General features: G+C 65.9%; 12 protein-coding genes. 1 reads left to right on the top strand and 11 read right to left on the bottom strand.

Annotated features, from left to right (window positions below):
- Positions 1 to 90 precede the first annotated feature (90 nt).
- From nuoK to ASF18_RS14175, 11 genes are all read right to left on the bottom strand, one after another.
- A complete protein-coding gene (gene nuoK, locus ASF18_RS14225; protein WP_055947368.1) occupies positions 91 to 396 on the bottom strand; it encodes an NADH-quinone oxidoreductase subunit NuoK in 306 nt (101 codons plus the stop codon).
- 43 nt (positions 397 to 439) lie between these two features.
- Positions 440 to 1,060 (bottom strand): NADH-quinone oxidoreductase subunit J, encoded by a 621-nt coding sequence (locus tag ASF18_RS14220; protein ID WP_056214617.1) that lies wholly within the window; start codon positions 1,058 to 1,060, stop codon positions 440 to 442.
- Between the two features lie 217 nt (positions 1,061 to 1,277).
- Positions 1,278 to 1,766, bottom strand: a complete 489-nt coding sequence (nuoI, locus tag ASF18_RS14215) for an NADH-quinone oxidoreductase subunit NuoI (protein ID WP_056275243.1) — start codon at positions 1,764 to 1,766, stop codon at positions 1,278 to 1,280.
- A 24-nt stretch (positions 1,767 to 1,790) separates the two neighbouring features.
- Positions 1,791 to 2,813: an NADH-quinone oxidoreductase subunit NuoH gene (nuoH, locus tag ASF18_RS14210; protein WP_056214611.1), complete on the bottom strand. Its 1,023-nt coding sequence runs from the start codon at positions 2,811 to 2,813 to the stop codon at positions 1,791 to 1,793.
- Between the two features lie 12 nt (positions 2,814 to 2,825).
- Positions 2,826 to 4,907: an NADH-quinone oxidoreductase subunit NuoG gene (gene nuoG, locus ASF18_RS14205; RefSeq protein WP_056352432.1), complete on the bottom strand. Its 2,082-nt coding sequence runs from the start codon at positions 4,905 to 4,907 to the stop codon at positions 2,826 to 2,828.
- 45 nt (positions 4,908 to 4,952) lie between these two features.
- Positions 4,953 to 6,254, bottom strand: coding sequence for an NADH-quinone oxidoreductase subunit NuoF (nuoF, locus tag ASF18_RS14200; RefSeq protein ID WP_056275233.1), 1,302 nt, complete (start codon positions 6,252 to 6,254; stop codon positions 4,953 to 4,955).
- A gap of 1 nt (position 6,255) precedes the next feature.
- Positions 6,256 to 7,359 (bottom strand): NADH-quinone oxidoreductase subunit NuoE, encoded by a 1,104-nt coding sequence (nuoE, locus tag ASF18_RS14195; protein ID WP_056352430.1) that lies wholly within the window; start codon positions 7,357 to 7,359, stop codon positions 6,256 to 6,258.
- 19 nt (positions 7,360 to 7,378) lie between these two features.
- Complete coding sequence (locus ASF18_RS14190; RefSeq protein WP_056352428.1) at positions 7,379 to 8,569, bottom strand: NADH-quinone oxidoreductase subunit D; 1,191 nt, start codon at positions 8,567 to 8,569, stop codon at positions 7,379 to 7,381.
- Between the two features lie 16 nt (positions 8,570 to 8,585).
- Positions 8,586 to 9,233: an NADH-quinone oxidoreductase subunit C gene (locus ASF18_RS14185; protein ID WP_056352426.1), complete on the bottom strand. Its 648-nt coding sequence runs from the start codon at positions 9,231 to 9,233 to the stop codon at positions 8,586 to 8,588.
- Positions 9,234 to 9,248: 15 nt separating this feature from the next.
- On the bottom strand, positions 9,249 to 9,836 hold the full coding sequence (locus ASF18_RS14180) for an NADH-quinone oxidoreductase subunit B (protein WP_056214588.1): 588 nt from the start codon (positions 9,834 to 9,836) through the stop codon (positions 9,249 to 9,251).
- Positions 9,837 to 9,896: 60 nt separating this feature from the next.
- Complete coding sequence (locus ASF18_RS14175) at positions 9,897 to 10,262, bottom strand: NADH-quinone oxidoreductase subunit A (RefSeq protein WP_055948771.1); 366 nt, start codon at positions 10,260 to 10,262, stop codon at positions 9,897 to 9,899.
- Positions 10,263 to 10,687: 425 nt separating this feature from the next.
- Here ASF18_RS14175 and ASF18_RS14170 point away from each other — a divergent pair, with 425 nt between their 5' ends.
- Positions 10,688 to 11,821, top strand: a complete 1,134-nt coding sequence (locus tag ASF18_RS14170; protein ID WP_056214584.1) for a glycosyltransferase family 4 protein — start codon at positions 10,688 to 10,690, stop codon at positions 11,819 to 11,821.
- Positions 11,822 to 11,977: the final 156 nt, after the last annotated feature.

The raw sequence follows: 11,977 nt of genomic DNA, 5'->3' as shown, positions 1-11,977 counted from the left end.
GAGCGGCGCCCTGTGGGGTTCGTGTCACCGCCCCGGCGGCGCGCGCACCGCGCTGCCGGGCGTCGAATCGGGTGGCGTCGCGGTCCCGCGTCAGCCCTTCATCATGTTGACGTCCTCCACCGCGATCGAACCGCGGTTTCGGAAGAACACGACGAGGATAGCGAGGCCGATGGCCGCCTCCGCCGCCGCGACCGTCAGCACGAACAGGGCGAAGACCTGGCCGGTGATGTCGTTGAGGTGGGTGGAGAAGGCGACGAGATTGATGTTCACCGCCAGCAGGATCAGCTCGACCGACATCAGGATGACGATGACGTTCTTGCGGTTCACGAAGATGCCGAGCACACCCAGCGTGAACAGGATCGCGGCGACCGTCAGGTAATGGCTCAGGCCGATCATCGGATGTGGCTCCCGGTCTCTGCCGTTCGAGGTCCGCCGGCCATCAGACTTCCACGCCCTGGCGCGAGGGCACCTTGCGGGTTTCCACCGCCATGGTCTGCGTGCGCGCGTTCTGGACGGCGATGTTCTGGCGCTTGACGCCCGGTCGGTCGCGCAGGGTCAGCACGATGGCGCCGATCATCGCGACGAGCAGGATCAGGCCGGCGAGCTGGAAGAAGAAGACGTAGTCCGTGTAGAGCACCCGGCCCAGTGCCTGGGTGTTGGTCACCGCCTCGGCGCTGGCGACCGGACCGAGGGGCGCCTGCACGAGGCCCGGATCGATGGTCCAGGAGCCCACCACGAGCAGCAGCTCGATCAGGAAGACCGCGCCGATCAGCGCGCCGATGGGCAGGTATTGCTGGAAGCCCTGGCGCAGCTGGGCGAAATCCACGTCGAGCATCATCACGACGAACAGGAACAGCACCGCCACCGCGCCGACGTAGACGACCACCAGGATCATCGCCAGGAACTCGGCGCCCATCATCACGAACAGCCCGGCGGCGTTCACGAAGGCCAGGATGAGGAAGAGCACGGAGGCCACGGGATTGCGCGAGGCGATCACCATGAAGCCCGAGGCGATGGTCACACCTGCGAACAGGTAGAAGAAGGCAGCGGCTGCACTCATGCGATTCTAGAGATCAGCCGTCCCGAGGACGGCCCCTTCTGCCGAAATTGTGCCACGGCCCACCGGCCGCCCGTCTATAGAACCCGCCCCTGCGGCGCACAACCGCCTCGGCGGGGTCCGGCCGACTCCGTGGGAACGGAATCGCCCCTGATGTCTCGTCCGCGGGCCGCGCGAAGGATGCGCCCGGCAAGAGGATCCGCCCGGCGGGAGCGCGCGCTCAGCGGTAGGGCGCGTCCACCGCGAGGTTGCGGGCGATCTCGCGCTCCCAGCGGTCGCCGTTCAGGAGGAGCTTCTCCTTGTCGTAGAGGAGCTCCTCGCGGGTCTCGACCGAGAACTCGAGATTCGGCCCTTCCACGATCGCGTCCACCGGGCAGGCCTCCTGGCACATGCCGCAATAGATGCACTTGACCATGTCGAGGTCGTAGCGGGTCGTGCGGCGGGTGCCGTCGTTGCGGCGCGGGCCGGCCTCGATGGTGATGGCCTGGGCGGGGCAGATCGCCTCGCACAGCTTGCAGGCGATGCAGCGCTCCTCGCCGTTGGGGTATCGGCGCAGGGCGTGCTCCCCCCGGAAGCGCGGGCCGCGATGGCCCATCTCGAAGGGGTAGTTGATCGTGGCCTTCGGCTTGAAGAAGTACTTCATCGCCAGGACGAACCCGGACGCGAACTCCTTCAGCAGCAGACCCTGAGCGACCTGATCGAGCTTCATGGCTCGGATCTCCGTGAGGGGTTGTCAGGCGCCCGGCGCGAGGCCGGTGAGCTTGAGGACAAAGGCGACGACGATGACCGAGACCAGCGAGAGCGGCAGGAACACCTTCCAGCCGAGGCGCATGAGCTGGTCATAGCGGTAGCGCGGCACCATGGCCTTCACCATGGCGATCATGAAGAACAGGAAGCTGGCCTTGAGGGCGAACCAGATCAGGCCCGGCACCCAGGTGAAGGGTGCGAACGGGATCGGGGAGAGCCAGCCCCCGAGGAACAGCACCGTGCCCAGCGCGCACATGGTCATGATGGCCACGTACTCGCCCAGCATGAACAGCAGGTACGGCGTCGACGAATACTCGACCATGTAGCCGGCCACGAGTTCCGATTCGGCCTCCGGCAGGTCGAAGGGCGGGCGGTTCGTCTCGGCCAGGGCCGAGATGAAGAACACCACGAACATCGGGAACAGCCAGAGCCAGTACCAGCCCAGGATGCCGAGGCTGGTGTCCTGCGCCATGACGATGCGCGAGAGGTTGAGGGAGCCCGCGCAGAGCAGGACGCAGATGATGACGAAGCCGAGGGAGACCTCGTAGGAGATCATCTGCGCCGCCGAGCGCAGCGCCCCCAGGAAGGCGTATTTCGAGTTCGAGGCCCAGCCGCCCATCAGGACGCCGTAGACGCCCAGCGACGAGATCGCGAAGATGTAGGTGATGCCGACGTTGAGGTCGGCGATGGCCCAGCCCTCGGCCAGGGGAATCACCGCCCAGGCGGCCAGCGCCAGGGTGGCGAAGACCAGGGGCGCCAGCAGGAACAGCGCCTTGTTGGCGCCGGCCGGGATGACCGGTTCCTTCAGGACGAATTTCAGGAGATCGGCGAAGGACTGGAACAGGCCCCAGGGCCCGACCACGTTCGGGCCGCGCCGGAGCTGCACCGCCGCCCAGATCTTGCGGTCGGCCAGAAGCGCATAGGCGATGAAGACCAGCAGCAGCGCCAGGAGCACGAAGCTCTTGAGCGCCAGCAGCAGGACGGTGCCGAGGATTTCCCAGAAGGTCATCGCAGGAGATCCTTATTCGGCCGCTTCGAGGCCGCGCACCCGGGCGAGGCTCGAACACTCGGCGAGCACCCGCGAGGCGCGGGCGATCGCGTTGCTGAGGTAGAAGTCCGGCACCGCCGACGCGAAGGCCGCGCGGGTCGGCTCGCCGCCCAAGGTCGACAAGGTCTCCAGGGTGGCGACCGCATCGTTCGGGGCGATGGCGTCGAGGGCCGCGAAATGCGGATGCTCGGCATAGAGCGCCCGGCGCAGGGCCCCCAGCGAATCGAAGGCCAGGCGCTTGCCCAGCACGTCGGACAGGGCGCGCAGGATCGCCCAATCCTCGCGGGCATCCCCCGGCGGGAAGCCGGCGCGATTCGTGGTCTGGACCCGGCCCTCGAGGTTGACGTAGGTCGCGCTCTTCTCGGTATAGGCGGCTCCCGGCAGGATGACGTCGGCCCGCGTGGCGCCCTGGTCGCCGTGCGTGCCCTGGTAGATCACGAACGCACCCGGTCCCACCGCGACCTCGTCGGCACCGAGATTGTATACCACGTCGAGATTACCGCCGTTCGCGATCCCGGCGAAGTCGAACCCGCCCCCCCCCGGCACGAAGCCGAGATCGAGGGCGCCGACCCGGGCCGCCGCGGTCTGGAGCACGCCGAAGCCGCTCCACGCGGGCGTCACGGCGCCGATGTCGCGCGCGAGCTTCGCCGCCGCGGCCAGGATCGCGGCGCCGTCCGGCCGCGCCAGCGCGCCGGTGCCTACGATGACGAGCGGCCGGCTCGCCGCCTTCAGCGCCTCGGCGAAGCTGTGCCGGCCGGAGACGAGATCGGCCAGGGTCTCCGGTCCGGCCCCCAGGTAGGTGTGCGGATAGGTGAGGTCGACGGGCTCGCCGATGAGGCCCACCGCCAGGGGGCCCATGCGCCAGCGCTTGCGGATGCGCACGTTGAGGAGCGAGGCCTCCAGGCGCGGGTTGGTGCCGATGAGGAGAATCGCATCCGCCTCCTCGATCCCGGCGATGCCGGTGCCGAGGGTGTAGGCGGCCCGGCCCCAAGCCGGATCGATCGCCTCGCCGGCCTGTCGGCAGTCGAGGCTCGTCACCCCGAGGGAGGTCATCAGCGCCTTCAGCGCGTAGATTTCCTCGACGCCGGCGAGATCGCCCACCACCGCGCCGATGCGCTTGGGGTCGGTGCCCTTCACCTTCGCCGCGATGGCGGCGAACGCCTCACCCCAGGACGCAGGGCGCAGGCGGCCGTTCTCCCGCAGGTAGGGCCGGTCGAGACGCTGGGTGCGCAGACCATCCACCGCGTGGCGGGTCTTGTCGGAAATCCACTCCTCGTTGATTTCCTCGTGCACGCGCGGCTCGATCTGCATGACCTCGCGCCCGCGGGCATCGACCCGGATGGCGCAACCGACGGCGTCCATCACGTCGACGGATTCGGTCTTCGACAGCTCCCACGGCCGCACCTCGTAGCTCTGCGGCTTGTGGACGAGGGCGCCCACGGGGCAGAGGTCGGCGACGTTGCCCTGAAGCTCCGAGCCCATGGCGGATTCGAGGTAGCTCGTGATCTCCATGTCCTCGCCGCGCCCGATGGCGCCGAGATCCGGCACGCCGGCGACCTCCGCTAGGAAGCGGACGCAGCGGGTGCAGTGGATGCAGCGGTTCATGGCGGTCCGCACCAGCGGGCCGATGTACTTCTCCTCGACGGCGCGCTTGTTCTCCCCGTAGCGGGTCGAGTCGACGCCGTAGGCCATTGCCTGGTCCTGCAGGTCGCAATGGCCTCCCTGGTCGCAGATCGGGCAGTCGAGCGGGTGGTTGATGAGGAGGAACTCCATTACCCCCTCGCGGGCCTTCTTCGTCTGGCCCGAGCGCGTCAGCACCTCCGGCGGCTCGCCGTTGGGTCCGGGCCGGCAATCCTTCACCGCATAGGCGCAGGAGGCCACCGGCTTCGGAGCGCCCTTGAGCTCCACGAGGCACATCCGGCAATTGCCCGCGATGGACAGCCGCTCGTGGAAGCAGAAGCGCGGAATTTCCGCGCCTGCGGCCTCGCAGGCCTGGAGCAGCGTGTACTCCGCCGGAACATCGACCTCGGTGCCGTCGACGACGATCTTGGTCATGCGTGGGTCTCGGTCTCGAAACTTAAGGGCGGCGCGAGGGGCGGATCACTCCGCCGCCATCGGCACCGGATCGGAATGCGGGTTGGCGCTGTAGCGGTCGATGCGCTTCTCGATCTCAGGACGGAAGTGCCGGATCAGACCCTGGATCGGCCAGGCGGCCGCGTCGCCGAGCGCGCAGATGGTGTGACCCTCGATCTGCTTCGTCACGTCGAGGAGCATGTCGATCTCGCGGCGCTGGGCCCGGCCCTCCGCCATGCGCAGCATCACGCGCCACATCCAGCCCGTGCCTTCGCGGCAGGGCGTGCACTGGCCGCAGGACTCGTGCTTGTAGAAGTAGGCGATGCGGGCGATCGCCGAGACGATGTCGGTGGACTTGTCGAGCACGATGACCGCCGCCGTGCCGAGGCCGGAGCCGAGGTTCTTGAGCGTGTCGAAGTCCATCTTGGCATCGATGATCTGCTCGGCCGGGACCAGGGGCACCGAGGAGCCGCCGGGAATCGAGCAGAGCAGGTTGTCCCACCCGCCACGCATGCCGCCGCAATGCTTGTCGATGAGTTCGCGGAAGGTGATCCCGAGTTCCTCCTCGACGTTGCAGGGTTTGTTGACGTGGCCCGAGACGCAGAACAGCTTGGTGCCGGTGTTGTTCTTGCCACCGAGGCCGGCGAACCAGGCGCCGCCGCGGCGCAGGATGGTGCCCGCCACCGCAATGGATTCGACGTTGTTGACCGTCGTGGGGCAACCATAAAGACCCATATTGGCGGGGAATGGAGGCTTCAGGCGCGGCATCCCCTTCTTGCCTTCGAGGCTCTCCAGCAGCGCCGTTTCCTCGCCGCAGATATAGGCGCCGGCGCCATGGTGGACGTAGATGTCGAAGGGATAGCCGTGGACATTGTCCTTGCCGACGAGGCGGGCCTCGTAAGCCTCGTCCACCGCCCGCTGGAGGGCATGCTTCTCGGCGACGTACTCGCCGCGGATGTAGATGTAGCAGGCATGCGCGGCCATCGCGAAGGATGCCAGCATGCAGCCCTCGATCAGGAGATGCGGATCGTGCCGCATGATCTCCCGGTCCTTGCAGGTGCCCGGCTCGGACTCGTCGGCATTGACCACGAGGTAGTGCGGACGCCCGTCGGACTTCTTGGGCATGAATGACCACTTAAGGCCTGTTGGAAAGCCAGCGCCGCCACGGCCCCGCAGGCCCGACTGCTTCATCTCGTCGATGATCCAGTCGCGGCCCATTTCCAGCAGGAATTTGGTGCCATCCCAGGCGCCGCGCTGCTTGGCGGCCTCGAGCCCGGGAGAATGCAGGCCGTAGAGGTTCGTGAAGATGCGATCCTGATCGGCGAGCATGTCAGTTCCCCTTCTTTGGGGCGGAAAACCCGGGTGTCTCCGGCCTCGTCGTTGAAGCCTTCGTCGATGAGGCCTCGGTGCCGGCCGACTGAGGGTCTTTGACGTCCGCGCTGGCACCCGTGGCCGCTGGCTGGGGCGGTGGCTCGTTGCGCGGCAGGCTCGACTGGGTACCGGCTTCCGCACCTGCGGCTTCAGACTTCGCGATCATCTCCGGAGCCGGCGCGGTCGGCGAGGCTGGCTGCGCCGTCGAGTTCGTCCCGTCGGCGGCATCCATCTTATCGCTCGCCCTCACGGGAGACTCTCCGGCCGCAGCCCGCTGGGCAGGCCCGTCGGTCGCCGGCGTCCCGACGGCCCGACCCGCATCGGGACGGGCGGGCTTCGGGTCGCCGGCGGCGCGCTGTTCGGACGAAGCCGCCTCGGCCTTGCCCCGCTCGCTGCCACCTTCGGCCTCTTTCTGCTCGAAGCGCTTGCGCCAGGTTCCGACGCGCGATCCGTCGAACAGGTTCGCATCGGTGAGTGTATCGGCGCCCCCGAGCGGCTCGGACGAGGTCCGTCCGACTTGCGAGCCGACCTTCACCGGCCGGCCAGCGGCGAGGTCGTCCATCAGCTTGCCGAGGAGGTCGGGTGTCAGGTCCTCGTAGTAATCCTGATTGATCTGCGCCATCGGAGCATTGCAGCAGGCGCCCAGGCACTCGACCTCGAGCCAAGAGAAGTTACCGTCAGCACTCACGTGGCCGGGCGCTCCGAGACGGTGGTGCAGGTAGTCCTTCAACTCACGCGCGCCACACGAATCACACGGCACGGTCCCGCAAAGCTGGATCCAGAACTTGCCGACCGGCTCCAAGGCGAACATCGTGTAGAAGGTCGCGACTTCGAGCACGCGGATATGCGGCATGCCAAGTTCGTCGGCCACCGCCTCAATGGCCTTCTGCGGCAGCCAGCCGCCATTCTGCTCCTGCGCTTTCCAGAGCAGCGGGATCACCGCCGAGGCCTGACGGCCCTCAGGATACTTCTCGATTTGGCCCTTCGCCCAATCGGCGTTCTCGGACGAGAACGTGAAGGTGGCGGGCTGCTCGGCAGCGGAGGCGAGTCTGCGGTTGGCCATCAGTTTCGAACCTTGATCCTCACCGGTCCACTTCGCCGAACACGATGTCCAGCGTGCCAAGCACGCAGGACACGTCGGCCAGCATGTGGCCGCGGCACATCCAGTCCATCGCCTGAAGGTGGGCGAAACCCGGAGCGCGGATCTTGCAGCGGTAGGGCTTGTTGGTGCCGTCGGCGACGAGATAGACGCCGAACTCGCCCTTGGGTGCCTCGACGGCGGCGTAGACCTCGCCGGCCGGCACGTGGAAGCCTTCGGTGTAGAGCTTGAAGTGGTGGATCAGCGCTTCCATCGAGCGCTTCATCTCGCGGCGTGGCGGCGGAGCGATCTTGCCGTCCGTAGCTGAAATCGGCCCCTGGCCTGCCGGCTGGCGCAGCTTGATGCAGCACTGCTTCATGATCTTCGCCGATTCGCGCATCTCTTCCATGCGGATGACCTGGCGATCGTAGGTGTCGCCGTTCTTCCCCACGGGGATGTCGAACTCCATCTCCTCGTAGGCCTCGTAGGGCTGCGACTTGCGCAGGTCCCACGGGATGCCGGAACCACGGACCATCACGCCGGAGAAGCCCCAGGCCATCGCCTCGTCCACGGTGACGATGCCGATGTCGACGTTGCGCTGCTTGAAGATGCGGTTGCCCATGACGAGGTTGTCGAGATCATCGACAACCTGCAGGAACGGATCGATGAACGCTTCGATGTCGTCGATCAGTGCGGGCGGCAGGTCCTGATGGACGCCACCGGGCCGGAAGTAGTTGGCGTGGAGCCGAGCGCCCGATGCACGCTCGTAGAAGATCATCAGCTTCTCACGCTCTTCGAAGCCCCAGAGCGGCGGCGTCAGGGCGCCGACATCCATGGCCTGCGTGGTGACGTTGAGAAGGTGGGAGAGAATGCGCCCGATCTCGCAGAACAGCGTGCGGATCAGCTGCGCCCGCCGCGGCACCTCGAGCCCGAGCAGCTTCTCGATGCCGAGGCAGAAGGCGTGCTCCTGGTTCATCGGCGAAACATAGTCGAGCCGGTCGAAGTAGGGCGTCGCCTGGAGGTAGGTCTTGTGCTCGATGAGTTTTTCGGTGCCACGATGGAGCAGGCCGATGTGGGGATCGACCCGCTCGACGATCTCCCCGTCGAGTTCCAGCACGAGGCGCAACACGCCGTGAGCCGCCGGATGCTGCGGTCCAAAATTGATCGCGAAGTTGCGGATGTTGTGCTCGGTCATGGCCTCGCTTCGCTGCTCAAGCCGACGTCTTCTCATCGCCCGGGAGCACGTACTCGGTGCCCTCCCACGGCGAAAGGAAGTCGAAGTTTCGGAATTCCTGGGTGAGCTTGACCGGCTCGTAGACCACGCGCGCTTCGTCCTGGTCGTAGCGGACCTCGACGAAGCCGGTGAGCGGAAAGTCCTTGCGCAGGGGGTGCCCCTCGAAGCCGTAATCAGTGAGCAGCCGACGCAGGTCCGGGTGGCCCGAGAACAGGATGCCGTAGAGGTCGTAGGTCTCGCGTTCGAACCAGTTCGCGGCCGGAAAGACCTCGATTACGGAGGGCACCGGCGTCTGGTCGTCGGTCTGCACCTTCAAGCGGATCCGGGAATTATGGCGCAGCGAGAGCAGGTGATAGACCACGTCGAACCGCTTCTCCCGGGCTGGATAATCGGCGCCGCAGATGTCGATGAAGCAGCGAAAGGCGCAGGCTGGGTCGTCGCGCAGGTAGGTCAGCGCGTAGACGATGTCGCTGGCCTGCACCACGAGGGTGAGTTCGCCGAAGGCGATGGTGCGGGAGACGATCGCGGGCCCGAGCGCACCGGCGACATGGTCGCTGATCCGCTGCAGGGCGCCGACGCCGGACTCCGGCGCGGTATGGGCAAGGATGCTGATGCCATTGGTCATGCCGGGCGTCCTTCCTCAGCGCTCGATCGTACCAGTGCGGCGGATCTTCTTCTGGAGCAGGAGCACGCCATACAGCAGCGCCTCGGCCGTGGGCGGGCAGCCCGGGACGTAAATGTCCACCGGCACCACCCGGTCGCAGCCGCGGACCACCGAGTAGGAATAGTGGTAGTAGCCTCCGCCGTTGGCGCAGGAACCCATCGAGATGACGTAGCGAGGCTCCGGCATCTGGTCGTAGACCTTGCGCAAAGCCGGAGCCATCTTGTTGGTCAGCGTGCCGGCGACGATCATCACATCGGACTGACGCGGGCTCCCGCGTGGCGCAAATCCGAAGCGCTCGCAGTCGTAGCGCGGCATTGACATCTGCATCATCTCAACGGCGCAGCAGGCGAGGCCGAAGGTCATCCACATCAGCGAGCCGGTGCGGGCCCAGTTGATCAGATCATCCGTGGACGTGACGAGAAATCCGCGATCGGCGAGTTCGTCGTTGATCGACAGGAAGGTCGGATCATTGGCGCCGATCGGAAGGCCCGTGCTGGGATCGATGATGCCCTTGGGGGCCTGGGCGATCGCCGGGGCGCGGGAGAGGTCGGGGCTGAAGGCCATCGGTTTCTCGGGATCAGGCTTCGGATGGGCGGACTTCGTGGACGGCGCGATTCGGGAACACTAGTCCCATTCGAGGGCGCCTTTGCGCCACTCGTAGACGAAGCCGACGGTCAGAACGCCGAGGAAAGCCATCATCGACCACATGCCGAACCATCCAAGCTCACCGAAGGAGATTGCCCACGGGAACAGAAACGCGACCTCGAGGTCGAAGATGATGAAGAGGATCGCGACGAGGTAGAAGCGAACATCGAACTTCATGCGCGCGTCGTCGAAAGCATTGAAGCCACACTCGTAGGCCGACAGCTTTTCCGGATCGGGGCTGTTGTAGGCGACCAGGAAGGGCGCAACCAGCAGGGCCGCAGCAATGAACACAGAGACGCCGATAAAGACGATGAGGGGCAGATAGTCTGCCATCAGGCCGGACATGCGGGACCTCTCGTATTGGCAGGCGATTGCGACGCCTTCGACGCCTTAGGCCGCATGGAATTGCTCCAATGCCAGACTGCGCCGGCGCGAGGCTTAGACGACCCCCCGGAGTGAAACAAGGGCATCGTGCGTCGCACAAAATCGGTCATGCGCCTGAGGTAGTTCTTCCCCCGTTCCGAACAACACGACCGATGCGCGCAGGGGGTCGTTCGGCCGGTTTCCTACAATTCCTGCCATGGACTTGCCTGGCATGCCAGACGGCATCGAACGCGGGGATAGCGGGGACATCTTAGTCCGTTTGTCAGAGAGCTCTGGCGTAGCTCAAGGGCCGGGAACCATAACCTTGGCCGTCCGTTTCGTTCATGTCCCACTCAGGCCGGATCGCGTTAGGTCGGCGCAACATTCGACCTCATAGGAGACGCTTCGTGCGCATTGCCCAGATTGCTCCGCTTTCGGAGGCCGTACCCCCGAAGTTCTATGGTGGTACCGAGCGCGTGGTGTCATGGATCACCGAGGAACTGGTCCGCCAGGGCCACGATGTGACCTTGTTCGCTAGCGGTGATTCGGAGACCTCGGCCAAGCTCGCAGCCTGCACGCCCGAGGGCCTGCGCCTCCTCGGCTATCGGGATCACACTGCGAGCCACCTTGCCATGTTGCACCACGTGCACAAGCGAGCGCACGAGTTCGATATTCTCCACTTCCACATCGATCTGCTTCAGTATCCGATGTTCGAAGATCTAAATCACAAATGCCTCACGACGATGCACGGGCGCCTCGACGTGCCGGACTTCATGCCGGTCTACCGCACCTTCACGGGTATGCCTTTGGTGTCGATCTCGGACAATCAGCGTGACCCGATGCCCGAGAACGTCAACTGGCTCTCGACCATCCACCACGGTCTTCCGGCCCAGAACTGCCCGTTCTATCCGGAGTCGAAAGGCGGCTACCTTGCCTTCCTCGGCCGCATCTCCCCGGAAAAGCGTCCCGACCGTGCGATCGAGATGGCGATCCGTTCCGGCATACCGCTGAAAATCGCCGCAAAAGTCGACAAGGCCGACCAAGATTATTGGGACGAGGTCATCGAGCCGATGATCCACCATCCCCTCGTCGAGTTCATCGGCGAGATCAACGAGGAGCAGAAGAAGGACTTCCTCGGCAACGCCCTCGCCCTTGCCTTCCCGATCGACTGGCCGGAGCCCTTCGGCCTCGTGATGATCGAGGCGATGTCGGCCGGCACGCCGGTCATCGCTTTCCGGAACGGTTCCGTGCCGGAGGTGATCGCGGATGGTGTCTCTGGCGTCCTGTGCGACTCGATGGATGACGCGGTGGCGGCGGTCCACGCAGTGAAGTCGATGAGCCGTACTGGCGTGCGCAGGCACTTCGAAGGTAATTTCACCGCCGAGTGCATGGTGCGTAAGTACGTTGCCGCCTACGAGCGATTGCTCGCCGGCGCGAACTCGGTGATCAAGCTACCGCATGCCGGCGCTTTCTCCTCGCACTATGGCGAGATGAACGGCTCCGCCCTGCCCCAGATCTCCGTCGCTGCGATGCCTGCCTGATACTGTCCGAGCCGGGCCCCGCCCGGCATCGGATTTGCTCGCCGCCGAGCAGGCTGGCGCCGCAAGATTGCCGCACTACCTCTGCCACTGAGGGCCGCCGCGCCGCATCATGCGACCGGCGGCCCTTTTGATTCGACACCCATTTCGGAGACGCTC

The organism is Methylobacterium sp. Leaf89 (assembly GCF_001422215.1).
Classification (GTDB): Bacteria; Pseudomonadota; Alphaproteobacteria; order Rhizobiales; family Beijerinckiaceae; genus Methylobacterium.
This window is presented reverse-complemented; position numbering and strand designations above follow the sequence as displayed.